We start from the raw sequence: 26,412 nt of genomic DNA, 5'->3' as shown, positions 1-26,412 counted from the left end.
CTTTTACACCTCTGATACTTTGTACTTCTCAAAAAGATGGATGGGAAATCCATCCGTCATTTCAATCGTTACCAAATTGCCTTCTCCCTGATAATCAATATCCAACACCACCTTCATTTCATGAAGCAGGGCCATGGACTTATTGTCATCATAGGGAATCAGCAGTTTCATTTCACGTTTTTCACCGATTAAAACGGTACTGACGGCTTCAAACAAAGCATCAATCCCCAAACCCTGTTTAGCTGAAATATAGAGTTTAAGTTCCTCCTTAGCGGCCTGGTTTTTTAATAAAAAGGTTTCCTGTTCCGCCAGCGAAAGCTTGTCGATCTTATTGTAAATCATCATTACTTTTTTATGACCCACGCCAATATCAGCCAACACCTGATCAACCACCTGAATTTGCGCCTCATAATTATGATTGGAGACATCCACCACATGAAGAAGTAAATCAGCCGTTTCAACTTCCTTTAACGTGGTTTTAAACGCGGTAATTAAATCATGGGGCAGCTTTTCAATAAAGCCAACCGTATCCGAAACCAGATAATCGCCGTATTCCGGATCCACCTTGCGAAGGGTTGAATCCAGGGTGATAAATAAGCCATCCCTGGTTATCGCTTCGCTTTGGGTTAAGCGGTTGAACAACGTGCTTTTACCGGAGTTGGTATAGCCGATCAGACTCACCGTTTTCACCTTATTTTTTTTGCGCTGCAACGCATTCAGCTGATTGCTTTTATTAATCCGTTCGTTCCTTGCTTCCAGTTCATCAATCTGTTTCCGGATATGGCGACGATCCGTCTCCAATTTTTTTTCGCCGGGACCCCGGGTTCCAATGCCGGCACCGGTCCGGGACATGACAATCCCCAAGCCTTTAAGATGACTCATTCGATACTTTTGCTGTGCCAGTTCAACTTGCAGTTTTCCTTCTCGGGTAGTAGCATGCCGGGCAAAGATATCCAAAATAATCGTCGTTCGATCGACCGTTTTCGTTCCGGTAGCCGCTTCAATATTGGCAATTTGCTTGGAATTAAGCTCATCATTGGCGACAATCAAATTAATATCATTGTTTTGGATGACTTTAATCAACTCCTGAAGTTTTCCTTTGCCCACGTAAAATGTGGAATCAATCTGACTCCTTGCCTGGCACACCTGTTCAACAACCACGCCACCCGCTGTTTTAACCAATTGAACCAGCTCTTCCATGGAATCTTTAAGGTCAACGCCTTTATTTCCCGGCAGATCCAAGCCAATCAGAAGCGCTCTTTCTTCATCATCCTCTACATCAAAGCAATTGTTTGGATCATTTTTGATAAACCGATTGGCTTGAAGAATATAATGCTCCAAAGGAAAGGCATTGAGTTCTTTTAGACTTTTCAAGAGTCCCTGTCGATACGCCATGGTCTCTTCCTCAATAACCGGCACCCCGATACTAAAGCCAAGCGGCACCACTTCATCTACGCCAATCGCGACAATGCACTGAAGGCTCTGTTTCTTTGCTGCCGAAAAATCCTCAGCGGATAACCGCGGATTTCCGCCGGGATGGGTATGAATCACACGGTATTTATTCAGCGATTTTATATGGTACTCCATATCTTCATTGCCAATGCTAACCGTTGCCGCATCACCGACATTGACCCACTGAATATGGTTTTTTTCATTAGTGGCAATCAATATTTCCCGTTTGATTGTCAGGGTTAAACGCCTCATGATTTCAAGTACATAGTCATCCAGAAGCACCTGGTTTTCCATTTCATACCCAATTAGATCATTGAGTTCATTCATATAACTTTGGCGAATGCCATTATTTTTATTATCAGTCATCACTTTTTCCTTAATCAATAGAATGCTTCATTATAACACAAAAACCAGGCAATCATTGCCTGGTTAAGACTGTTTTTAAGATACTAACGTTAATTTGGGCTCGTATTCTGATATTTGCGGGGATAGGATTTCGGTTAGCGGTTTTTAAGATACTAACGTTAATTTGGGCTCGTAGGGGCGATCCATGATCGCCCGGAACGTAAGTTTTAAAACAAACATCTTCGGGCGATTGGGAATCGCCCCTACACTGTAACGCTTGAGCCCCTACATTGTAACGCTTAAGCCCCTACACTGTAATGCTTAAGCCCCTACACTGTAATGCTTAAGGATCGTCTCTCCTGTGCTTGTGGGACTATTTCTAATAAACTCTTAGCATACAACTATTTTACAGTTTAACAATTTCGGAGTTTTCCACCGCCGTGGCCATCATGTCCACCATCATTTCAGCGATGGCTTCCTCCGAACGAATCATTTCGGAAATCTTTGGCTTTGTTTCCGGATGCTTGGGGACAAATATCGTGCAGCAATCCTCATAAGGCAAAATTGAGGTTTCAAAGGTACCAATTTCTTGAGCAATTTTAACAATATCCGCTTTATCAAAACCAATCAGCGGTCTGAAAACCGGAAGATTGGCTACGGCATTCGTGGCGCCAAGCCCTTCCATGGTCTGGCTTGCCACCTGTCCCAAACTTTCTCCGGTGATCAGGGCTTTGGCCCCTTCTTTTGCAGCAATCATTTCGGCGATGCGCATCATGTACCGGCGAATAATAATCGTCGTCTGGCGGTCCGGGCACAGCTCCACAATTTTGGTTTGGACCTCGGTAAAGGGCACCACATATAATTTAATCCGGCCGCAATACTGGCTCATGATCTTAGCCAAATCGATTACTTTTTGTTTGGCCCGGTCACTGGTAAACGGGAAGCTGTGGAAATAAACCGCAATCACCTCGACGCCTCGTTTGGCCATCATATAACCGGCCACCGGGCTGTCGATTCCGCCGGATAATAATAACGCGCCTTTTCCGCTGCAGCCGACCGGGAGGCCGCCGTTGCACTTAAGAAATTCATGATACATATAGGTTTTTTCCCGGACTTCGACCCAGAGATTCAAATCCGGGTTATGGATGTCAACCGAAATGCCTGCGACGGCATCAAGAACCGTTTCTCCCAGACGGTAATTCAAATCCGGTGATTTAATCGGAAAGGTTTTATCTCCGCGTTTAGCGGTAATTTTAAAGGTTTTGATTCCTTCGGCTGATCGGACCTGCTCAATGGCGTTTTCCTCAATCACTTTAATGTCGCTGTCAATCACAATCGCCGGGCTGACGGAGACGATGCCGAATACTTTTTGAATCCGTTCCATGCCCAGTTTAAGATCTTCTTCTTCCACATTGACGATAATTCGCCCCTGAATTTTTTTCACCTTTGCCGAAGGCACACACCAAAGCGTGTTGCGGATGTTTTTTGCCAATAATTCTATAAAATAATTTCGGTTCAGTCCTTTTAGAGCAATTTCGCCATATCGAACCAGAATAACATGTTCCATTAATTTTTCTCCTGTGATTTATTTTTTTCGTCTCGCTTTTATCAAAAGCCGCAAGCTCGCCACTGCTTCCGCTATGGCCCTTACAGCTTCATCGGCATCTTCTTTTGTGATATCCTTTGAAAAACTGATGCGAATGGTTCCTTCTTTATATTCTTCTAAAAGCCCGATGGCTTTGAGCACATATTGTTTTTCTTTCTTATGAGACGAACAGGCCGAGCCGGTAGAAACATAAATACCTTTTGCTTCCAGACTATGCAGCAGCACTTCACCGCGAACCCGGTTAAACGATACATTTAACACATACGGGCTGCCGTTAGGATCGCCGTTGACTTTAATATCCGCGACCTGATCTTCGAGTCCCCTGATGAGGCGGCTGCGAAGCTCACGAATAGCCTCCAACTCATCCAGATACGACTCTTTTCGAAGCCGAATCGCCTCGCCAAAGCCAACAATGCCGGGAACATTTTCGGTTCCGGAACGCATATTGTTTTCCTGACCGCCACCACGAAGCAGCGGTTTTAAATTGATGCCTTTTTTTATATAGACGGCACCCACCCCTTTGGGGCCAAATATCTTATGGCTGCACATGGTCAGCGCATCCAGCTGACAGGCCTCCACATCGATGGGAATTTTCATATATCCCTGGACGAAATCCGAATGAAAGACACAATTGGGATTTGCCTGCTTGACAATCCTCCCGATCGCTTTGAGATCCTGGATGGTGCCCAGTTCATTGTTCACGCCCATAATGCTGACTAAAATCGTACTGGCATTCATCGTGGCTTTTAGTTCGTCCAAGTCGATATGCCCCTGTTCATCCACCCCTAAAACAACCACCTCAATCTGATGCTCTTCATAAAATGAAAAAACATCCAATACCGAGGGGTGTTCAGTGGCTGAAGTAATGATCCGCATCCGACTGCGCTGTTTATTCTCGACAATTCCCTTGATAATCATGTTATTTCCTTCGGTACCGCCGGAAGTAAAATAAATATCCTGAGATTGACAGTTGATTGTGGCGGCAACGAGTTCGCGAACTTCTTTGACCGCCTGTTCCGCCCGGATTCCCAGCCGATGAAGCGATGAAGGATTCCCGTAATTATTTAACATCGTATCCATCATCTTTTCCGCCACCTGGGGATGAACCCTGGTTGTTGCGGCATTATCTAAATATATTTCTTTCATAATCCTGTCCCTTCATTCACCAAGGCCCGCGTTTTGACGATAGCATCTAGCATTCATCATCCATGAAAATGCGACTGCCCACCGCCGAACGCTGTTTCTGATATTTTCCGTGATACGGATTTAATGCCACCGCATCCATTTGGGCAAATACCAATTGACAAATCCGTCGGCCTTTTTCCAATTTAATGGGCAGCCGGTTGGCATTGTAAAGTTCAAGCGTGATTTCGCCTTCAAAGCCCGGATCAACCCAGCCGGCATTTTGGATGAATAATCCCATCCTGCCAACAGAGCTTCGCCCTTCTACAAAAGCCGTCAGATTACAGGGGAGTTTTATGTATTCCATTGTCGTTGCCAATAGAAATGAGTTGGACGGGATGATGATCTCATCGGCTTCCATCGAAACATATTTAATTTCATCCGTTAAAGTCATGGTCTCAAAATGATTTTCATCCAGCTTCAGATAACTGCTTCCCAACCGAATGTCCACTGATGCCGGCTGAACCTGACCCTTTTCCAACGGATCAATAACCAGCTCCCCTTTTTCTAAATATTCATAAATGGTTCTATCCGATAATATCATGACTCCTCCAAAAATTATAATTGTGCTGCCGTAAAAATTTTCCTATTAATTGTATTATGGGCAGTATCCAATGTCAATCTTTTGCTAGAGATTAACGATGGTGACCCCGGAGCCTCCTTCATTCATGGCGCCCAAACGAAAGTCTTCGATCAAGGGATTCCCTTTAAGGTATTCATGGATGATCTGACGAAGCCGCCCGGTTCCCTTGCCATGAACAATTACGATCTGTTTGTTTCCCGACAGCATCGCATCCCCGATCATTTTTTCAACTAGGAATAGCGATTCCTCACCATTTTTCCCCCGCAGATCCAGTTTTGTATTCATTACATGACGATCGACTTTTTTGTATGTAACCTTTTTTTCTTCGGGTTTGGCAATCGCGGTTGAAGGCGTCAGGTCTTTAACATCAACCTTGAGCTTAATCATATCCGACTGAACCATCGCCTTGTTTTCATTGGGCAAAAGATTGATAATCTCCCCTTCGCGACGGAGGCTGATAACAAAAACCTTCATACCCATGCTTAAGTCTTCCATACGCAGCGCCTGACCCTGATAATCTTTCGGAATATTTCCAAATTGATAAATGTTTTTTTCTTTTTCTTTGATGCGTTTGCGAATGGCTTCAAGCTCTTTATTATCTTTGACCGCATTGATCGTTGTTTCCTGAATTGTTCGTATTTCCCGATAAATTTCTTCCGTTTCCTCGCGGGTCTTTCGTACAATCTCCAGGGCTTCTTCTTGAGCCTTTAAAACCAATGCCTTTTTCTCTTCCTCGAAGCGTTCCTTTTCCCGATCCATTTGACGTTTCAATTCTTCGGTTTCCCGTTTCAAACGAATCATGGCATCGTGTTCCGCTTCCGTTCGGCGGCGCTTTTCATCGATTTTTATCAGGGTTTCTTCAAATCGGATGGCTTCGTTTTTAATGAGCTCCCGTGAATGTTCGATAATGTCATCACTCAGCCCCAACCGCCTGGCAATTTCAAAAGCGTTGGATTTTCCCGGAACCCCGATCAGAAGGCGATAGGTTGGCCTTAATGTTTTGACATCAAATTCTACACTGGCATTAACCACCCCCGGTGTCACCAGAGCAAACTCCTTCAGTTCACTGTAATGGGTTGTTGATATACTGGTCACTCCACAAAGATGTAGAGTATTAAGAACCGATATTGCCAGGGCTGCCCCTTCCGTCGGATCGGTTCCGGCTCCTAATTCATCAAAAAGAACCAGACTGTTTTGATCCGCTTTACCCATGATTTCGACAATATTCGTCATATGAGAGGAAAAGGTGCTCAAACTCTGCTCAATACTCTGTTCATCGCCAATATCGGCGAAAATATCTTTGAAAATTCTGGTTTTGCTGCCTTCCCGAACCGGAATAAAAAGTCCCGACTGTACCATCAGATTCAAAAGCCCGATGGTTTTTAAGGTCACGGTTTTCCCCCCGGTGTTCGGTCCGGTAATCACCATGGTATTAATTGACTCGTCAAAATAGATATCCGATGCCACCACCTGATCCTCAGGAATCAGGGGATGTTTTGCCCGCAACAGTTCAATCGGTCCGATCTCAGTCACCGTAGCCTTGACGCCATTAACAGCCAAGCCGTATTTCCCTTTGGCAAATTGAAAGTCCAGATCCACCAGCACATCATAATTACCGATGATGTTATCACGGCTTTCGGCAACCTTTTGGGTCAGATCTTTGAGGATTCGGATGATTTCCTGTTCCTCTTCTGCCACCAGAATTTTGATATCATTATTCAGTTCCACCACCGCCATCGGCTCAATATACAAAGTGGCGCCGCTGGCCGATTTATCCAAAACAATCCCCGGAACCTGGCTGCGGTATTCTTGCTTGACCGGAATCACGTAACGGTTGTTGCGAATGGTGACAATTTTTTCCTGAAGAATTTTTTCATAGGCCGTTGAGCTCACCATATGGTTGAGCTTTTCACTAATCCGATTGTTTTTAAACTGCATTTCCCGACGAATTCGGGCGAGTTCCCGGGAAGCTGTGTCGGCCATTTCCTCAGGGCCTAATATTTTTCGGTTAATTTCTTTTTCCAATTCCTCACAGGTTTCCAGGGATTCAAAAAGATCTTTCAATAAAATCAGGTTGTCCATTTGGGTATCCCCATGATAGTAGTCATCCATATCCCTGGCAATGTGCAGCAGGGTGGCAATGGAAAGAAGTTCCTTCATCGAAAGCATCGAGCCAATGACCGCGCGTTTGACATAATCACTGGTATTTGGCACATCCGCTAACGGCGGTCTCCCATTTCGCAGAATCATGCCCAAGCTTTCATTGGTTAAATCAAGGCCGCGATTCACGGCGGATAAGGTTTCCAGGGGCAGTAACTCCTCAACTTGTTCCTTCCCCCCCTGGGTCACACAATTTTCCATCAGACTTTTTAAAATTTTATGATATTCTAAGACTTTAAGACTTCTTTGATCCATGTCCTTATTTCACTCCTCGTTTAAAACTTCCCCGGGTCGTCCCCGCCGTGCTTAGCCCTTCCGGCAGACCCCAATGCTCCTCATAAATATCCCGACGGTAATAATTGATAATGATTTTTAAGGTTTCAAGCGCTTCGTTGCGGTGGTAAATCCGCCAGGTATCGACCCCGTGCAAAGCCAGAATTTCTTCTCGTAAGAACAGCGTGTCCCGATTATAAATGTGAATAAGCCCCTGATTATCGCGTTTTACCGGGAAATATCCGCCTCGCTCATCCGCCAGATTTCCAGTCATTTCCATATGACAAAGGCCGGTTGTTCCTTTGCTTTTCTCCTGACAGTTGGCACATCTGAACAGGCATTTTTTGCTCACCATCAGCTCCTGCGTACCGTAAACCGGCAACACCATGGTAAGATCCGAATACTCCGAAATTTCCTTTAATTGTGTTTCATCCAGTTCTGGAGACAAAACCCCACCTTTGACCTGCCACTCTTTTAATGCCCGTGCCGCCAGGGTATTAAACAGGTTAAAGGACTGATCCGCTTCCAAATAATCGGACCGATTTTTCAGCAGTTGCAGGGCTTCATAATTTCCAATCAGAAACCCGTCATGTTTAATATCCTGATTCGATAATCGGCGCACTTTTTGCGAACCGGCATCATCCATTATTTTGGGTGTTTTCAGCAAAACGTTTAAGCCGCATTCTTTTGAAAAAGCCGCCATTTCTGCAACGCCTTCTCCCAGCAATGGCAATACCACCTCATCAACGCCTAGATTGCCGAGTTGCGACAGCCACTCGCGTGACGGCATTTCTCGGAATTCCAGCGAAATCCGCTTCCTGCTGTTTTCTTTATCAAGCGATTTTTGATTGCCATGCAGTTCTTTTTCCAGCGGAACGATCGTAATCAAATCGTCGGCACTCGTTTCAGACACCTCTGTGATTTTAGCCTCCAGCTTTCCAATAACTTCTTTTCGGAGCAAATTCAGCTGACTTCGGGATAAAAACAGATTTGCATCCATATCGATCGCGATTGTTCCCAGTGCAAAATCCGTTGCGCCAAGGCGTGAAATCTGTTCGCTGATGATGGCTTCATCCAGTGGATTTTTCAGCGGCATTTCCGGCTCAAAATCCGCCGTATAAGACACCTCAATTCCTTGGGATGCAGCAACGATTTTCACCGGCAGCTCTGCCTTTATCGTCAGCTTGAAATTCACCACCGCCTCCGGCTGATTCACCGGCACCGAACCCCATTGATGCAGCTGATCCATTAAGCCCTTATCAAAATTCTTATACAGTAAGGTTCCCGGCGCAACCCTGTACCGACAGGGAATAGCAATGACTTCTCCACCATGGCCCTTTTCCAGCCGACTGCCATCCAAAGTGAAAATTCCATCCACCTTCGCACCAATTTTGCCGTCTTCACCAAAAGATAAGCCATCCCCAAGGGAAAGCTCGGCATCCTGATTCAAACTGAGCGCCAAATGCGGATAAGCCCCGTAATTTTTGCTGTTTTGTGATTTTGGCATGGCCATGACCTGACCAATCAAAATGCCTCTATTTTTACCAACCTGAGGATTCAAGATATCCGCTTCATTGAACAAATGACCGCGGGTAAAATCCCGGTTAAAGACCTGCATAACGGCCTGATCGTTGATGGTTTTTGCGGGTTTCTCACCAAAGACCTCATCAATTCGTTCCCGATAGGCGCGGGTAATCCCATAAACATACTCCGGGGTTTTCATCCGGCCTTCAATTTTTAACGCATCCACACCAGCGGCAACAATCGCCTCCATCTCTTCGAGGGTTTTTAAATCCTTCGGGCTTAATAAATAGCCCTCATTGATCAACTGGTCTTGTTCATCAAAAAGCTGATAGGGTTTCCGGCAGGGCTGGGCACAAAGTCCCCGATTGCCGCTTCGTCCCCCGATCATACTGCTCATTAAACATTGTCCCGAATAAGCGTAGCACAGGGCGCCGTGACAGAATATTTTTAATTCGATCTGCGTCTTTTTTTTAATTTCCGCCACCTGAGTTAACGGCATTTCTCGGGGTAGTACGACGCGGGAAAAACCCTGTTCCTGAAAAAACAACACGCCTTCCAGCCCATAAACCGAAGCCTGGGTGCTGGTTTGCAGTTTAAACTCCGGAAAATAATGTTTGATTAAATAAATCACTCCCATATCCTGGACAATCAGCCCATCGACATGGAGGTTTTTCAAAAAATTAAGGGTCTTGATAAGCGCCTCGAATTCACTATTTTTAATTAATATATTAAGCGTGACATACACCTTCACCCCACGGTAATGACATAGCGCCACCGCCGTTCTGATTTCCTCTTCCGTCATGTTTTCGGCATTACGACGGGCATTAAAGGCTTTTCCACCAAAATATACCGCATCTGCTCCACCGTTTACAGCAGCAATAATGGCATCCATGGTTCCAGCAGGTGCAAGCAGTTCTGGTTTTTTATTCATTCTTACCTCTTGTTTCTTTATTTTTAATCTCATATTCTCACAATTCTATGCAATTAATTATTATAACATATTATTACAAATCCCATGCTTTTTTTAACAAATTGATGCCCTCATAAATCTGCTCTGTCGTTAACGAGCCGTAGCCCAATAAAACCATGCTTTCAAATTTCTTTGAAACCCCATGAATAAAATAGGGTGACACCGGATAGACCTTGACGCCCAAAGCCAGGGCGCATTCACACATTTCTTTCTCACTTAACCCCTTGTTTAATTGCACCAGCAGATGATGCCCGGCATTTTCACCGGTGATCTTAACCTGATCACCCAATTGGCCCAACTCATCCATCAGAGTAATGCGTTTTTCCTTATAGACCTTACGCATTTTATTGACATGTTTTTCGAAAAAACCGCCTGAAATAAATGCCGCAATCATCCTTTGTTCAAGACTTGAAACCGGAGAACTGATTTGATCGGCAATTTCCAAATACGTCTTTAGTAGCGAATCCGGCAAAACCATGTAACTGATTCTCATCGAAGGTGCAATTGATTTTGAAAAAGTACCGATATAGATAACTTTTCCATTCTTGTCGATACTCTGCAATGACGGTAATGGTTTTTCATTGTAACGAAATTCGCTGTCATAGTCATCTTCGATAATATAGATCTGCTCTTCTTTATTTGCAAAATTGAGCAGTTTGATCCGACGATCAATCGGCATACTGATTCCCAACGGGAATTGATGCGACGGCGTCACGTAAATGGCTACATTTTTATGATTCTTTAACGGCTCGATACGAATCCCTTTTTTGTCAATATCCACAGAGATGACCTTATTCCCCATTTTTTCAAAAATATTATAGGCTTTAAGATAGACCGGATTTTCCAGAATAATTTCTTTACTGTTTCCCCAAAGCAGGTCCAGGGTTTGCAGCAGATGGTCGGTACCGGAACCGATAACGATCTGGTCTGCCGTACAAACCACCCCTCTGGAACGGTACAATAAATTTACCAGGGCTTTTCTTAATTCAGGTTCTCCCTGAATATCCGGTTTGTTCAATAGATTCAGATCATATTCATTAAAAGTTGCTTTAAATATTTTTCTAAACGCATCATATGGAAAAATCCGTTGATCAATCATATTCGGAGAAAAATCGATACCATTGATCTCATTTTTTTTAGACTCAACTTTATTTTTCGAGACGGCTCTTTTTTCATTCTGCAGATAAGTATCAATTTCGCAGACGTAATATCCTTTTTTAGGAACAGCCTCCAAATAACCTTCAGCCACTAATTGGCCATAAGCCGCATCAACCGTATTAACACTCACCGCCAGATGACTGGCCATATTTCGTTTGGACGGTAATTTCTCACAGTTTTTTAAATTGCCAAGAATAATTTCATTTTTCAGGAATTCATATATTTCCTCATAAAGGAACTGTCCTTCATTTTTAAACGGTATCGTAATCATCGACTCTCCTTGTTTGATCCTAACATATTGTGTAAAACTGATTCTTTTAATGGGTTCACCTTTATCTTATAATAAGAGTATTTGAAAATCAAGAAGATAATTCATAGCAAGGAGAATTTAATGATAGAAAAACAAAAACGAGTCGCCGCCATTCATGATATTTCATGTGTTGGGAGATGCTCCCTGACGGTTGCCCTGCCGATTTTATCAGCAGCTGGGTTTGACACCAGTATTTTGCCAACAGCTGTTTTATCAACCCATACCGGCGGTTTCGAGCATTTCACCTACCGCGATTTAACTGCAGATATCACGCCGATTGCCAATCACTGGGAATCTCTCAATTTGAAATTTGATGCATTATACAGCGGATTTTTAGGATCCTATGAGCAAATTGATTTGGTTGGCAGCCTTTTTGACACCTTTCAAACCGACAACACCCTCACTCTGGTCGACCCGGTGATGGGCGACAATGGTGAGCTGTATTCCATCTACTCCAAAGAAATGGCACAAGGGATGACCCGGCTTTGCGCCAAAGCCGACATCATTGTTCCAAACCTCACCGAGGCGGCCTTTCTTTTAGAAGAACCTTACGTTGGCGAAAGCTATAATCAATCCTATGTCGAAAATTTATTGGTCAGTCTTTCTCAGCTGGGTTCGAAAAAAGTGGTCTTAACCGGCATTTCCTTTACGGATACAAAACTTGGGGCGGTTGCCTACGACTCCGAAGCCAACACCTTTGACTACGCTTTTAACGAACGTATCCACGATAATTTTCACGGCACCGGCGATATTTTTGGCAGCACCCTGTTAGCCGGCATCTTAAATGATTTCAGCCTAAAAGATTCGCTCCAAATCGCTGTTGATTATACCCGAGAATGTATCATCAAAACCGTCGCACTCAACCAGGAAAAACGATACGGTGTTTGCTTTGAAAGAGCGCTCCCCTATCTGATCAAACGATTAGGACTATAAAAACAAAAGTCCCGGAAACGTTATAAATTTCCATAATAAAGGCCAACATTATCATTCTGATAAATGTTGGCCTTTATTGGTTAGTCTTCTTTCATCTGATCGAGTTTTGCTCTTATCATTTCATAGGGATATTTTCGACCCATCAAGCTCTTAATGATCCGATTTTCCAAATCTCTACCGAGGAAGCCCTTTTTTTTATGTTGTCGCTCATATTTTTCATAATCGCGACTTAATTTTTCCCGGATCTTTTTTTCTTCGAATTCAATTTCTTCTTCAGATAACACGATCGGTTCTTCTTCTAAATCCAGTTCTTTAATCACGTCGATTGTCATATCCATCGGATATCCCATCCGGGCCAGTTTATCGTATATTTTTTTTCGCTTCTGTAAAACTGTTTTTCCTTTTAAAAGCTTCAGATTTTTCGTAGCCACCATCAAACAGCATCGATACTCGGCATCTTCTGGATAAAGATCCGCTAAGGTGAGCAATAACTCATCACTGATGCCGCGTTTTCTAAGATCCTGACGTATTCGCTTGGTGCCATAATAGGTCAGTTGACGATTGTTTTCCAGATAATTTTTAAGATAAATTTCATCATCCACATAACGATACTCCCGGAGTTTTCCCATGACATGATCGATTACAGAATCCTCAATATTTTTTTTCTTAAGATAGGTCACCATTTCAAAGCAGGTCCGGGATTTATATGACAAGTAGTTAACCGCCAAATCCATGGCTTTTTCTGTTTGCGTACTCATTACCGCGTTCTCCTTAAAACCAGAGAAACACGCAAAGCGTGTTTCTCTGGTTTTATATTTATTTATTTTTTCAATGCTTTTATGCTTTTCAGCATGGTTGCGAAATCTTTTGTTTCAGAAAGCAGCACCGTTTTTTCGATACAATTAAATCCGTTTTTGCTTGAGTCAACCGTGTATAAACTCTGAAAAGTTTCAATCACACGCTGAGCTTCATCTGATGATGTCATTGTACCGACTTCCTGACCATTAAACTCAACCACCGTTCCTTTTACATAAAGCTCAATTCCTTTATTACTCAAGACCTGGACCCAGGCATCAAAATCCATGGGATTATCCAGTCTCGCTGGAACAAGCTTAAAGCCATCGCCAAGAAGGATATTCTTGCTGTTATAGGACTCACCCAAGCTATTCTGAATACGGTCCACTGCCGATTCAAAGACACTGGCTGTTTGTACATAACCAAGACTTTCGCCATGATAGAATACTTGATAACCTTGTGTCTGCGCATTTACGACCCCAACTGATGCTATTATAACCAAAAGTGTTATCGTCACAATGGTACTTTGTCGTTTTTTGCGAAGCCGTTTTTTTCTTCGTTTTTCACGTTCTGCCTTTACAATATCATTCATATCTTTACCTCATGTTGTTAATCGTTACACATTTGTTACATAATAACATATTTTAGAAAGATAATCAACGTTTTATTTACAAAAAAAAGATGCCATTTTAAAGACATCTTTTTTTATAAATTAGATTCACTAGATATAATACCGACAATTGTTACATCATGTTGTGTGCCTCACGGCGAACAGGCATAGCCTGTATGAATCGTGCGCATACAACTGATTAACAATTGGTCGGTATGTCTATGTTAACATATCACTTTGTTATACGTTATCTCCGGTACTGATATTGAAGAAGTTATTGATTGGCTGAGCAACATTATTGAGTAGGATTTCAAAGTGAACATGATTGGCTGTCGATGATCCTGTCGATCCCATACTGCCAATAATTTGCCCCTGAGAGACGGTCTGACCTGCAACAACATTTAAAGTGCTAAAGTGTCCGTAAAGGGTTGAATAACCATTGCCGTGGTCGATCATGACACAATTTCCGTATCCGCCATACCAACCTGCCAGAGTAACTGTTCCGGATGCAGCTGCATGAACTGAAGTCCCTTCACTGTTTAATATATCAACCGCTGCGCCATTATTATGATTGCTGTAGTATCCGCTGTCATAATCTCTGAAAATTTCTCCCACCCGACCACAGGCTGGAAGAACAAATTGTGCTTGCGGCGTCACGACTGCTGGGGTTTCTGCTGCCGGTGTTTCCACTGCTGGGGTTTCCACAACTGGGGTTTCCACTGCCGGGGTTTCCACTGCCGGGGTTTCCACTGCCGGGGTTTCCACTGCCGGTGTTTCCACTGCCGGGGTTTCCACTGCCGGGGTTTCTACTGCTGGGGTTTCTACTGCTGGGGTTTCCACGGTCGGAGTTTCTGCTGCCGGGGCTACCACTGCTGGGGTTTCAGCTGCTGGAGTCTTCACGGTAGGTGTTTCCACTACCGAGATTTCTTCTGCCGGGGTAACTTCTGCTACTGAAATTTCAGCCGACTTTCTTTCCACGATCGGGGTTTCTGTTACCGGTGCTACCACTGCTGGGGTTTCTGTTGCCGGGGCTACCACTGCTGGGGTTTCGGCTGCCGCAACTGCCACTGTCGCTGTTTCGGCTGTCGGGGCTACCACAGCCGGTGTTTCCACGGTTGGTGCTTCCACGGCCAGAGTTTCAGCTACCGGAGTTTCAGCCGCCTGATTAACTGGTGTTTGATTGTAATTTACCGATTGAGCAACCTGTACAGTCTTATTCGTTTTTGTTCCCGCAATTGCCTGTGCAATTTCTTCGGTTGTCATACAATCAACAAATCGGGCTACCCGTATTTCATAATCACCAAGATTTACATCGCTATTGCCACTGTTAGCTTCGCCAATACTGTTGAGTGCCGTTTCTAAAACCGCCGGACTGTCAACATAACCAATGCTGTTACCATTATATAAAATTTCATAAGCTCGGGTTTGTGCATCAACAACTCCTGCACCTGCCAACATTAAAAAAACACTGACTACAACCGCTGAGCCTCTCATTCTAAAGGTCTTCTTCTTTTTACTGTTCATATTTTTTTTGTGATTGACATGATTTGTCTCTAAAAATTCATCTCGAAATTCATCTCTTTCTACTTTTTGCGTCGCCTGATTAAATCGGTACTTCTTTAAAAGCTTGCTAATTTTTTTAAAAATATTCTGAGTTTTCCCCATGCCATTCTCCTTGTTACAATTTCTTTACAAGAATGATACCATGTCAACTTAAATTTTACAAGTTCTTTGTTGAATTTTGTATTGCATTTTAATTTATGGTATAATTCTTGTAAAAATATAAACAGGACGGTGACCAATGAATAATATTATGAATGAACCTTTTACCAGTACCAGCCCACTGCGGCTAGTTTTTTTTAGAAATATTAATGATACACCCATTATAAAAAGTTTTTTAAACGTATTAACTGAATCTGAAAAGAATCTTAATTCCAGCCCTTCGCAGGAGTTTTGGGATGCTTACTACCAACTAAATTCACTCCTTATTAAGGGAGCGATGGAAAAGAAGCCTAGCAAACCCACTCACCCTGTTGGTGATTCACTTTGGCAATACATGATTCTCAGACACTTTTTTGATGACGAAAACCCTTTCACTCTTTTTTGTGAATCGCAGTTGTTAACAAAGAACCATCCCTTTTTTGAAAGCATGCTTGACGATGTCGCGATTTTGTTACAAATGTTAAATTTTTCCTGGGATGCATTAATCAAGGAAAATGATATCCTTACCGAAAATATTTTTTCAAAAGCGATTTTTCCGCTATCCACAGATGAAGCATCTTTCAATGCTGCCATTCGAAAAAACGATCCGGAACAATTTCTTAAAACATTAAGCGAATATATTTACAAACACGGTTTTGGAATATTCTTAAATCATTCCTCTTTCAAACTAAATAGCCAGGGACAGATTCTTCCCATTATCAATGAAAGTACGCAAACGATGGATGATTTAGTCGGCAATACTTTTCAAAAGCAGGAAATCATTCAAAACACTCAAGCCTTAATCGATTATAATCAGGGACTTAATGTTTTGTTGCAAGGAAGCATGGGGACCGGAAAATCATCAACCGTTCGAGCGTTGCTCGATATTTTTTCAGATACCCGGCTTAGAATGATTGAAATTAAGCGCGATCAGCTGGGTCTGATTCCACAGCTTTTCAAGCAGCTTGAACATCGTCCTTATCCTTTTATCCTTTTTATTGATGATCTCACCTTTGAAACAAGAGACCAGGATTATAAAATACTCAAGGGCGTTCTGGAAGGTTCCCTTGAACAAAATCCAAACAATGTGCGGATTTATGCCACCTCCAATCGACGTCATTTAGTCGAGGAACGATTCAGCGAACGCCAGGACGCCGTCAACGCCCGGGAAGTTCTGGAAGAAAAACTATCGCTCAGCAGTCGATTTGGTTTAATTCTAACCTATTCCACTCCAAATCAAAAAGAATATCTGGCCATTGTCCATGATTTAGCTCAATCAATGGGATTAAACATGACTCCTGAAGAGCTCGATTCTCGAGCCATCGCCTGGGGAGCACGTCATATCAATACTTCTGGTCGAACAGCCGAGCAGCTGGTTCATTATTTATTTGCTGAACAAAAGCAGTTTCAAAAAGAAACAGCTAGCTAAAACCTCAAATATTATTTAATTTCGATGGGGCGAATCGGTTATGATAAAAATAGAAACCGCTTTACGAATCCTAAACTATAATTATTTTTGTAGGGGCGATCCATGATCGCCCGCAGGCGTTTTTATTGAAAACCAGCGTTTTCGGGCGATCATGGATCGTGCCTACAGCAAAATGCATTTGACCATTTCAAAGTACAGACCTTGACACGATGCAAACCACTCTCACGACACAGCATCGTGCTTTATCCTATTGATGAAGAGACATTAATAAAGGCCGATTATTTATTTATCGTGAAATGTTTTTTAATAAAACATCTCACCAGATAAACTAATCGGCCTTTATATTTTATTCGTTAAATCAACTATCAGTTTTCATTCCAACCCTCGATTTTGATTAAGCGGAGATCTGAATAACCATAGGCACTAGCCGGATAATTTATTCGATCCGTGGTATTTGAATTAATCAGATAATCCAGCATATTTCCATTGCTATCTTTAATGACCTTTGTAATGATAACTGAATGAAGCCACTCATCATCCTGACCATACTGTAAAATATCACCAGCCGATCCGCTAAAGACGTTATCGTCAACAATGGCTTCTAATCCATATCCGGTATTTTCACTAGCATAGGTATAAAATTCTTCAACACCTGTCCAGGCCGGACTCCGGCCCGAATCTGTTTCATCCAGATCAATCGTTTCCCCGTACCATTTCCATTGGGTGTCAACATCACCGATGTAGTCCATGGGTATCCCCCCGGCAAACAGGCATTGCGAAATATAATTATTGCAATTCCCGCCATATTCGTCATATGCACTGTATTTATTCTCATTACGTATCACTTTTTTCGGATCGACCCATGCCATCGCATATTTCACTGCCGCCGCCGCGTCATACTTATTGTCCACAGCCGCTTCCTGAGATTCCGCTGCGCCGGAATTATAAGCTTTCTTTTCCGATGATAATTCCTCCACATTAGCTAAAGATTCGCTTAGCAGCTGATCAGCTACTGCTTCCGGATCGCCCGTGCCAGCTTCGACAGCTTCCTGGATCATAGTAAAACTGTCTTCATCTTTATAATGCTCCGTAATTACATAACTATTTCCAACTTTTTTTAAGTAAAAGGTGTGTTTTATTCCGCTGCTTGACGAATCAACGTCAGGAATGAAAGCAAAATTTACAGTATGATCTTCGGTGACAACCACTTCAATCTCTCCGGCATTATTGTTTATTTCTGAGATGGTTATACCACACTCATAATTTGTCATCTTTAAATCATTACTCTGATTAAGTCTTAAATTAATGATATAATTCAGGGCACTTTGGTTAATCTGGGCATTTTCACTGGATGGATCAGAAAACAAATCGGTAATATCGGTTGTTTTCAAATCAGCGGTTGCCGCAAAGGTTGTTTCAAAATACTTTTTAATCGGCGTCAGCATCGCCTGATCAATTGTCTTTCCGCCTTCCCGTACTTTTACCACCCGAGTATCTTCATCGGATGCATTATTACCTAAAGCCGCAATCGAACTATTCATTATCCCCGATGAATTTGCAAAAACTCCAACACAGGCAAACCCCATTGTCGCCAATGTTATCAGAACAAGGCCAATGACAATCCTCTTACGTTTTTTCCTTTTAACTCTTTTTCTCATCAATTCGCACCCTTTCGACTATTTGTAACAATTGTACAACAGTAATGTGTTTTTTTTGTGAACGAATCCCGAAAATATTATTAAATTTATTTTTTTTCAAAAAATAAAAAAACAGCCTACGCTGTTATTTGAAAAGTGGTGCCCAAAGGCGGAATTGAACCACCGACACGAGGATTTTCAGTCCTCTGCTCTACCGACTGAGCTATTTGGGCATATACAACTTAATTTATTTTTGTCTTCATATGTTTGTTAAAAAGCAACTTTGCCTAACTAAGTGATTCACACCAAATCAAAGATTTGGGTTCTCTACTTATACCGACCATTTATCCTATTTGGGCATAAAAATATGGTGGGCCTTCAGGGGCTCGAACCCCGGACCTACCGGTTATGAGCCGGTTGCTCTAACCAACTGAGCTAAAGGCCCCAAAATAGCATTTTAAAAAAAAATGGTCGAGGTGAGAGGATTCGAACCTCCGGCCCCCTGGTCCCAAACCAGGTGCGCTACCAAACTGCGCTACACCTCGATACAACGTTATTTATTATAAATGTTTTTTTGTGTTTTGTCAAGGACAGTTAAATGATTCCTTGTTCGAATTATTTTTCTTATCTTTGACGACTTGCTAAGTATAGCACGTTTTAATATGCAAATGCAAGCTTTTTTTTTAAATTATCAAACTATTTTTAGGCAGACAAATCTCAAATGAGGCGTTGCCTTTTTTACGCCTGTAGGGGCGATTCTTAATCGCCCGATACCGTGGATCTTTTATGCAAACGTCAACGGGCGATCATGGATCGCCCCTACAGTATGGTTGTGTACATGAAGTTTCGGCAAGACTTAAATTAGATTTATAGAGAGTCTGGCTGCGTGCCAGCAGAAATCGTCCGTTACTATTTTTCCAATGCCGTTGGTTTCGTCATTTTTTTGCTGTTTTCCCACCGATCAATACCGTCTTCAATTTTTACAGCACTCCAACTGAAAAATTTAATCAAAGGATAAATATCTAAAATAGTGCTTCCTAAAATAATCAGCATACCCAGTGTAAACCCTTGAATTGGTAGCAGGAAAAAAAAGTCCTCGAAAAAAAGTATGCAGGCTACAAAAGACACCATCATGGTGAAAAATAATCCCCAACGTTTATTGTCCATGGGTTGGCACACTCTGAAAAGTATGACAAAGCCAATCACGCCCGTTACGATCACCGCCAAAGTTGATATTTCCTCATAATTAAGCGATATATGCGATCCGATGACCATGATCATCACCACATTGAAGACCACCGTCAATGCCCCAGGCAGAGATTTTTTAAAAACCGTATCAAGAAACTTTCCCGTTACCCGATTCTTATTTGGCTCCAATGCCAAAAAAACCGATGGTACACCAATGGTCAGAGCACTGATTAAGGTCAGCTGAATCGGGGCAAAAGGATAAGCGCCGTTGGCAATAATAACAATAATTGCCAACATTAATGAAAACATGGTTTTAACTAAAAAAAGTGACGCAGCTCTAGTGATATTGTTGATCACTCGGCGACCTTCCATTAACACTCGGGTAAAGCTTGCAAAGTTCGAATCCAGCAATACCAGTTGCGAAACCTGACGCACCGCATCGCTCCCTTCCGCCATGGCAATACTGCAATCCGCTTCCCTTAAGGCCAGCACATCGTTCACGCCATCCCCGGTCATCGCCACCGTATGATCCGCTTCTTTAAGAGCTTGAATCAAAAGCTGTTTTTGCTTCGGTGTCACCCGGCCAAAAACCGAATAGGATAGCGCCGCCGCCTTAACGGCTTCATCTGTTTTAAGTTTTGACGTATCAATATAGTTATCCGCATCCCAGAGGCCGGCCCTTCGGGCCACCTGAGAAACCGTCAGCGGATTATCACCGGAAATAACCTTTATGGTCACCCCCTGGTTTCTAAAAAACTCCAGCGTTTTTTTCGCATCATGACGAATCTTATCCCCCATCGGAATCAGCGCAAGGGTCACAATATTATCAGGCAAACTGCCATCTTCACCAAAAGGATCAGCTGCATACCCTAATATCAGGACACGGCTTCCTTCGCTGGCATAGCCCTCAACCTTGTCCTGGATTTCCGGGTATCGACGGCCTAAAACAAATTCCGGAGCACCAATCACGAATGAACCCTCATCGCTGAAATAGGCGCCGCTCCATTTACGCTCTGACGAAAACGGAATCGTTTTTTCACACTTCCACTTTGGCGCTTCGCCTTTGAAACTCTCACATAAGGCCTTATTCGTGGTATTTTCATCTTTAAGATTGGCAACCAAAGCTCGGAGGGCCTGAACCGGATTCTTTACATTATCGATGGTTTCAAGCGACAGCACTTCCATATTGCCTTCTGTGATGGTCCCGGTTTTATCCAGACACAGGATATCCACCCTAGCCAGCGTTTCAATGCAATATAGTTCCTGCACTAAGGTCTTAAAATGCCCTAATCGGACCACGCCAGCCGCCAGTGCCACACTGGTCAGCAATACCAGCCCTGCCGGAATCATCCCAATTAATGCCGCCACGGTCGCCACAACGCCTGCTTCAATTGTCATCCCCCTGCCAATAATTTGCACATATAAAAGCAAAAGCCCAATTGGCACAATTAGAATTCCCACCGCCTTCATAATAAAACCCAGGGCTTTCATGATTTCCGAATTTGGCTTTTTGGTTACCTTGACGGCCTCAACCAGTTTTGTCGCATAATTATCCAAACCAATCCGCATCACCTGAACGGTTGCTTCTCCTGAAACAACAAAGCTGCCGGATAAAAGCTCATCCCCAGTGTGTTTTATGACCGATTCCGATTCACCCGTTAATAAAGATTCGTTAACCTCCAACGCGCCATCGATCACTCGGGAATCCGAGGGTATCTGCTTTCCGGCTTTTAAGACCAGCACATCATCCAATACAATGCTTTCAAAGACAATATCCTGGCGATTGCCATCGCGGATAACGGTCACATGAGGCTGAGAAATAAGCGATAACTTATCGATGGTTCTTTTTGCTCTAATTTCCTGAACAATGCCGATGATTGTATTAATAATGACGATATTAATGAAAAGAAGATTTTGAAAAGACCCAACAAAAATAATCATTAAAGCCAACACAACATTAAGCAGATTAAATAACGTCAATGTGTTGTCTCTAATGATTCTGCTGATGGTTTTCGTTTTAGATTTGGGTTGAATATTAACCATTCCCGCAGTTAACCTTTCGTCCACCTGGGCTTGGGTAAGACCAATTTCAGGGTTGATGTTGTTTTCCATTAAATCCTCCAGTTGTTTATTCTCTGGGGAGGATTATATCATCGTAATCTTAAAGAATTATATAACAAAAAAGAGGCCTGTCCAACGGACAACCCTCTTTGTGTTTATTTTATTATATCAGACTTTCTCTGACAACTTGATTAACAAGTTTCCCGTCCGCACGACCTTTTATCTTCGGCATCAGAGCACCCATAATTTTACCCATGTCTTTTGCGTCAATTGCTCCGGTTTCTTGAATTGTTTCATTCACAATAACTCTGATTTCATCAATCGTTAATTGTGTAGGAAGGTAGCTCGTGATTACTTTAATTTCTTCATGAGCCTGCTGGATTAAATCGTCTCTTTTAGCTTTCTCAAACTCAGTCAGGCTATCCCGACGTTGTTTAAGTTGTTTTGCAATAATTTCCAAGATTTGTTCATCCGTAAGCTCCACTTTTTCATCTTTCTCCACCTGCAAAACAGCAGCGCGAATCAACGTAATCGTGGACTTTCTTACCTTGTCTTTTTCTTTCATTGCTGTTTTTAAATCAGCTTGTAATTGATCCTTTAATGCCAAATAGTCACATCCTATCTTTTTTTCATCTTTCTTTTTCTAGCTGCTTCTGATTTTCGTTTTCGCTTTACGCTTGGCTTTTCATAATGCTCTCTTTTGCGAATTTCAGACATTACCCCAGCCATTGCTGTTTTTCTTTTAAAACGTCGCAATGCACTTTCGAGTGTTTCGTTTTCTTTGATTTTTACTTCAGACATTTTCAACCCCCCCCTCTAATCCGTTGCTAATTTCCGGAACTATCTATTAACATGGTATGAGTCAAACTATATTATATGCAATATCCAGGTCTCTGTCAATCATTTTTCAACCGGGCGGCCATAATAATGGTCTGCCACCTAATAAATGATAATGAAGATGGGGAACCGTCTGGTTTCCGTCCCTACCACAATTAATAACCAGACGAAATCCTGAATCTGCTATTCCTAATTTCAATACGATTCGATTGACAACAGTATGGATATGAGAAATAATGTCGTTTCCGGCAGGAACCGATAAAAGCGAATCAAAATGTTCTTTGGGAACAATGATCACATGAACCGGAGCTTGAGGATTTACGTCATTAAAAGCCAATATTAAATCATCCTCATAGACAATTTCAGATGGTAATTCTTTATTGACAATCTTACAAAAAATACAATCCTGAGACATTTATTTTCCTCCTTCTATATAAAATTTCCTGTTAATTTATTAGAATGCGTATCCCTATATAATACCCTAAGTTCGATAATTTTACCATTTATTTTTTCATCGGTATTAAGCACCACGGGAATGTAATTTTTGGTGTGTCCTTCATAGCCATTATCATCATGAGTCGACTCAAAAAGAACCGCCGCGATTTGCCCATCATTTTTTATTAAAAACGCCTCTTCCAGCTCATTGGTCAATTCGCTCAAGATGTGACTTCTAAGGGTTTTCACTGTTTCATCCACCTGATTATCAAATTTTTCCGCCTTTGTTCCCAAACGCCGGGAATACTTGAATACGTGTATTTGATAAAAACCCACCGCCCTGGCAAAATCCAAAGTCTCCTCAAACTCTTCTGGAGTTTCCCCTGGAAAGCCGACCATAATATCTGTAGTAAGTGCCGCCAATGGAAAGACTTCCCGAATCTGACTGACAATGTCAAGATACTCCGAAGTCGTGTAATGACGGCTCATGCGTTTTAGCACTGTATCACTTCCACTTTGAAGGGATAAATGGAAATGCGGACAAAAGCTGTCAAGTACCGCCAAACGTTTTAAACGGGATGCGTTGACAAACTTAGGTTCCATGGATCCTAAGCGAATGCGTTTTAAACCGTCAATCTTATCAAGCTCCTCGATTAAATCAATCAGGTCCGTGTTTCCCTGATCCACGCCGTAAGACGCAATATGGATACCCGAAAGCACCACTTCTCGATATCCCATTTCAACCACGCGTTTCACTTCAGCGACGACATCCTCTTTTATTCGGCTTCGCACCGGTCCCCGGGCGAAAGGCACAATACAGTACGTGCAAAACTGATTGCAGCCCTCCTGTATTTTTATGACCGCCCGGGTCTTCCCCTTTACCTCAGAAATCGTCAACGGTTCAAAGACTTTTTCCCTCATGATATCCGAAACAAAATCACGCTGATTTTGGTCCTTCAGATGGGCGTCAATGAAGGACAGAATATCAATCCTGTTTTTCGTCCCGATCATCAAATCCACTTCTTCAATCTTTTCAACTTCTTCCGGAGCAACCTGAACATAACAACCCACTGCACAAATAATGGCATCTGGATTCAGCCGTTTAGCCCGGCGCATCATTTTTCGAGACTTTTGATCGCCTAAATGAGTGACGGTGCAGGTGTTAATGACATACACGTCCGCTATTTCAGTAAAATCGACAATTTCATAGTCGGCTCTTTCGAAGATTTCCATCATGGCTTCACTGTCATAGGTATTTACCTTGCATCCCAATGTCATAAAGGCTACTTTTTTTTGAGAACTATTCATCTTAACTCTGTCCACCTTCTTTCCAGAAATTCAATTGACTCAACACCACCATTCCCGCCGTTTCCGTTCTTAAAATGCGTTTCCCCAGCGAAACACTCGCAGCTCCGACCTCCCGGCAGTGCAGCACCTCTAGCGGATCAAATCCGCCTTCCGGTCCGATGATGACGCCGATCTTCAGCCGTTTTCGCGATTCATTATCTTCTTCAAACTGCATCAGCACTTTTTTTAGCGTCTGTTTGTTTTCATCCTCATAAGCCAACAGCAGCAAATCAAAATCGGAAACTTTGTTAAGGATTGCCTTTAAGGTATGAAGTTCTTTTACCGTTGGAACAATCCCCCGTTTGGATTGTTTGGCCGCTTCATAAGCGATGCGTTGCCACCGTTCGATTTTTTTATCCTTTTTATCTTTGATCTGGGAAATTGAGCGCATCGAAGAAAAGGGAACGATTTCTCTGACCCCCAATTCCACACTCTTTTGAATGATCACTTCCATTTTTGTTCCCTTGGGCAACCCCTGAAATAAAGTGACATCAAGATCAGCGGTTTCTCCCTGAGAAGCCCAAATTTTCTTGATAATACCTGAAATGGACTGACTCCCCGGTGATTCTAAAGCGACCTGATAGTCCGTTCCCTGACCATCACAAATCTCGATGAGATCATCCTTTGCCAATCGCAATACCTTTGTAATATGTTTAAAATCCTCACCTGCAATGAGAATCTTCTGATCTGAAATTTGGTCGGATTTCACAAAAAAACGATGCATTCTAGTCTCTCTTTTGGGCGACGACGCCAACCCATTCACCCATCTGCTGGACAAAGAGTATTTTAAAGTTTTCCGCTTCTAAAGCCACCAGCACATCGACTAACCGGTCAATGATAATCCCGGAAGAAATAAAAATTCCATTTTCCTTTAAATAGGGTCGAATAATGCCGGACAGCTCCACAATGGCGGCCGCTAAAATATTGGCCACGATCACGTCCGCTTCCCCATCGATCACATCCAGCAGATTTCCTTCCCGAATTTCAACCATATCGCCTAAATCATTAAGTTCAGCATTTTCCCTGGCAATTCGGACCGCCAGCGTATCAAAATCGACGGCGACCACTTTTTTCGCCTTGAGCTTTCCGGCAATTAAAGACAGTACCCCGGTCCCGCAGCCGATGTCAAGCACCACATCCCCAGGCTTGATATATTCCTCAAGTTTAATGGCACAAAGCTGCGTCGTTTCATGCGTGCCGGTGCCAAACGCCATTCCCGGATCGATATTGATGACAATTTCGTCCTTTTCAGGTTCGTATTCTTCCCAGGTGGGTTTGATGACGATACTTTTTCCCACTTTTGTCGGTTTATAAAACTTTTTCCAGGAATTAGCCCAATCGTCCTCTTCAATTTCAGTAATCATCAATTCGCAGTCACCCGGATCAAGTCCACAGGCAGGCAATGTCTTAACCGCAGCAATCAATTGATCCAAAGCCTTCTCTGTATCATCAACTTCGCTGAAATATCCCCGTATAATGGAAACATTCGGATCCATTTCCAAAAGAGATTCATCCACAAAATTAACCTTTGGATCTTGTTGAATTAAAAGCACATCTTGAAGCGTTTGTATCGCTACGCCCTGAGCCCCGGCTTCATAAAAAGCATTAACGACTGCTTCCTCAGCTTCCAATGTAGTTGTGATTTGAACTTCTTTCCAAAACATTCCCTTACCTCCAATTAAATTTATATTTTATTATATCATTATCTCATTCTCTTTGACAATTTTTCATTATAACTTATCTCACCGACAAATCAAACATGTTTTTTTTTCTTTGTTAATTTGTCATTTACTGGTTTATCGGTTTGTTGGTTTATAGCGATGTAGAGTTTTGTAGGGGCGATTATCAATCGCCCGCGAACGTTTTTATGAGATCA

The 26,412-nt window shown here is 42.6% G+C and carries 20 protein-coding genes and 3 tRNA genes; 2 read left to right on the top strand and 21 right to left on the bottom strand.

Translation table 11 applies throughout. The features are described from left to right. Window positions 1-3: 3 nt before the first annotated feature. From hflX to pdxR, 7 genes are all read right to left on the bottom strand, one after another. A complete protein-coding gene (gene hflX, locus FZC40_RS08805) occupies window positions 4-1,818 on the bottom strand; it encodes a GTPase HflX (RefSeq protein ID WP_148603525.1) in 1,815 nt (604 codons plus the stop codon). 385 nt (window positions 1,819-2,203) lie between these two features. After that, entirely contained in the window at window positions 2,204-3,364 is a 1,161-nt protein-coding gene (gene thiI, locus FZC40_RS08800) for a tRNA uracil 4-sulfurtransferase ThiI (protein WP_148603524.1), read from the bottom strand. A gap of 18 nt (window positions 3,365-3,382) precedes the next feature. After that, the gene (locus FZC40_RS08795) at window positions 3,383-4,549 is read right to left on the bottom strand and encodes a cysteine desulfurase family protein (RefSeq protein ID WP_148603523.1); all 1,167 of its coding nucleotides are present in this window, start codon (window positions 4,547-4,549) and stop codon (window positions 3,383-3,385) included. A gap of 46 nt (window positions 4,550-4,595) precedes the next feature. Then, complete coding sequence (gene dcd, locus FZC40_RS08790; protein WP_148567608.1) at window positions 4,596-5,129, bottom strand: dCTP deaminase; 534 nt, start codon at window positions 5,127-5,129, stop codon at window positions 4,596-4,598. Window positions 5,130-5,213: 84 nt separating this feature from the next. Next, the gene (locus FZC40_RS08785; RefSeq protein WP_148603522.1) at window positions 5,214-7,583 is read right to left on the bottom strand and encodes an endonuclease MutS2; all 2,370 of its coding nucleotides are present in this window, start codon (window positions 7,581-7,583) and stop codon (window positions 5,214-5,216) included. 4 nt (window positions 7,584-7,587) lie between these two features. After that, a complete protein-coding gene (locus FZC40_RS08780; protein ID WP_186843761.1) occupies window positions 7,588-10,056 on the bottom strand; it encodes a U32 family peptidase in 2,469 nt (822 codons plus the stop codon). A 73-nt stretch (window positions 10,057-10,129) separates the two neighbouring features. Continuing rightward, on the bottom strand, window positions 10,130-11,524 hold the full coding sequence (pdxR, locus tag FZC40_RS08775; protein WP_148603520.1) for a MocR-like pyridoxine biosynthesis transcription factor PdxR: 1,395 nt from the start codon (window positions 11,522-11,524) through the stop codon (window positions 10,130-10,132). Window positions 11,525-11,647: 123 nt separating this feature from the next. On the opposite strand from pdxR, the gene FZC40_RS08770 reads away from it, so the two are divergent. Beyond that, window positions 11,648-12,496, top strand: coding sequence for a pyridoxamine kinase (locus tag FZC40_RS08770; protein ID WP_148603598.1), 849 nt, complete (start codon window positions 11,648-11,650; stop codon window positions 12,494-12,496). Window positions 12,497-12,576: 80 nt separating this feature from the next. On the opposite strand, the gene FZC40_RS08765 is transcribed toward FZC40_RS08770, so the two are convergent. From FZC40_RS08765 to FZC40_RS17900, 3 genes are all read right to left on the bottom strand, one after another. After that, window positions 12,577-13,254: a regulatory protein RecX gene (locus tag FZC40_RS08765; protein ID WP_148603519.1), complete on the bottom strand. Its 678-nt coding sequence runs from the start codon at window positions 13,252-13,254 to the stop codon at window positions 12,577-12,579. A gap of 62 nt (window positions 13,255-13,316) precedes the next feature. Further along, entirely contained in the window at window positions 13,317-13,883 is a 567-nt protein-coding gene (locus FZC40_RS08760) for a 2-(3-amino-3-carboxypropyl)histidine synthase (protein ID WP_148603518.1), read from the bottom strand. A gap of 258 nt (window positions 13,884-14,141) precedes the next feature. Further along, window positions 14,142-15,566, bottom strand: coding sequence for a M23 family metallopeptidase (locus FZC40_RS17900; protein ID WP_243135787.1), 1,425 nt, complete (start codon window positions 15,564-15,566; stop codon window positions 14,142-14,144). A 136-nt stretch (window positions 15,567-15,702) separates the two neighbouring features. Between FZC40_RS17900 and FZC40_RS08750 the strand changes: the two genes are divergently transcribed. Beyond that, a complete protein-coding gene (locus tag FZC40_RS08750) occupies window positions 15,703-17,031 on the top strand; it encodes an ATP-binding protein (protein ID WP_148603517.1) in 1,329 nt (442 codons plus the stop codon). A gap of 365 nt (window positions 17,032-17,396) precedes the next feature. Here FZC40_RS08750 and FZC40_RS08745 read toward each other — a convergent pair whose 3' ends face one another. The 11 genes from FZC40_RS08745 to prmA all read right to left on the bottom strand — a co-directional run bounded on the left by FZC40_RS08745 (window position 17,397) and on the right by prmA (window position 26,200). After that, window positions 17,397-18,689 carry an amidase domain-containing protein gene (locus FZC40_RS08745; RefSeq protein WP_148603516.1) on the bottom strand — a complete coding sequence of 431 codons (1,293 nt, stop codon included), beginning with the start codon at window positions 18,687-18,689 and terminating at the stop codon, window positions 17,397-17,399. A 136-nt stretch (window positions 18,690-18,825) separates the two neighbouring features. Continuing rightward, window positions 18,826-18,901, bottom strand: a tRNA-Phe gene (locus FZC40_RS08740). 135 nt (window positions 18,902-19,036) lie between these two features. Beyond that, window positions 19,037-19,113, bottom strand: a tRNA-Ile gene (locus FZC40_RS08735). Between the two features lie 23 nt (window positions 19,114-19,136). Continuing rightward, window positions 19,137-19,213: transfer RNA gene (locus tag FZC40_RS08730), tRNA-Pro, on the bottom strand. Window positions 19,214-19,577: 364 nt separating this feature from the next. Further along, window positions 19,578-21,968, bottom strand: coding sequence for a cation-translocating P-type ATPase (locus tag FZC40_RS08725; RefSeq protein WP_148603515.1), 2,391 nt, complete (start codon window positions 21,966-21,968; stop codon window positions 19,578-19,580). 112 nt (window positions 21,969-22,080) lie between these two features. Continuing rightward, on the bottom strand, window positions 22,081-22,524 hold the full coding sequence (locus tag FZC40_RS08720) for a GatB/YqeY domain-containing protein (protein WP_148603514.1): 444 nt from the start codon (window positions 22,522-22,524) through the stop codon (window positions 22,081-22,083). An 11-nt stretch (window positions 22,525-22,535) separates the two neighbouring features. After that, window positions 22,536-22,718, bottom strand: coding sequence for a 30S ribosomal protein S21 (gene rpsU / locus FZC40_RS08715; protein ID WP_013379247.1), 183 nt, complete (start codon window positions 22,716-22,718; stop codon window positions 22,536-22,538). A 106-nt stretch (window positions 22,719-22,824) separates the two neighbouring features. Beyond that, on the bottom strand, window positions 22,825-23,169 hold the full coding sequence (locus FZC40_RS08710) for a histidine triad nucleotide-binding protein (RefSeq protein WP_148567597.1): 345 nt from the start codon (window positions 23,167-23,169) through the stop codon (window positions 22,825-22,827). Window positions 23,170-23,183: 14 nt separating this feature from the next. Continuing rightward, window positions 23,184-24,497 (bottom strand): tRNA (N(6)-L-threonylcarbamoyladenosine(37)-C(2))-methylthiotransferase MtaB, encoded by a 1,314-nt coding sequence (gene mtaB / locus FZC40_RS08705; RefSeq protein ID WP_148603513.1) that lies wholly within the window; start codon window positions 24,495-24,497, stop codon window positions 23,184-23,186. Between the two features lies 1 nt (window position 24,498). Next, window positions 24,499-25,260 carry an RsmE family RNA methyltransferase gene (locus FZC40_RS08700; RefSeq protein ID WP_148603512.1) on the bottom strand — a complete coding sequence of 254 codons (762 nt, stop codon included), beginning with the start codon at window positions 25,258-25,260 and terminating at the stop codon, window positions 24,499-24,501. Window position 25,261: 1 nt separating this feature from the next. Beyond that, window positions 25,262-26,200 carry a 50S ribosomal protein L11 methyltransferase gene (gene prmA, locus FZC40_RS08695; protein WP_148603511.1) on the bottom strand — a complete coding sequence of 313 codons (939 nt, stop codon included), beginning with the start codon at window positions 26,198-26,200 and terminating at the stop codon, window positions 25,262-25,264. Between the last annotated feature and the right edge of the window lie 212 nt (window positions 26,201-26,412).

Origin of the sequence: Acetobacterium tundrae, assembly GCF_008086615.1 — a bacterium.
In the GTDB taxonomy this organism is placed as follows: domain Bacteria; phylum Bacillota; class Clostridia; order Eubacteriales; family Eubacteriaceae; genus Acetobacterium; species Acetobacterium tundrae.
This window is presented reverse-complemented; position numbering and strand designations above follow the sequence as displayed.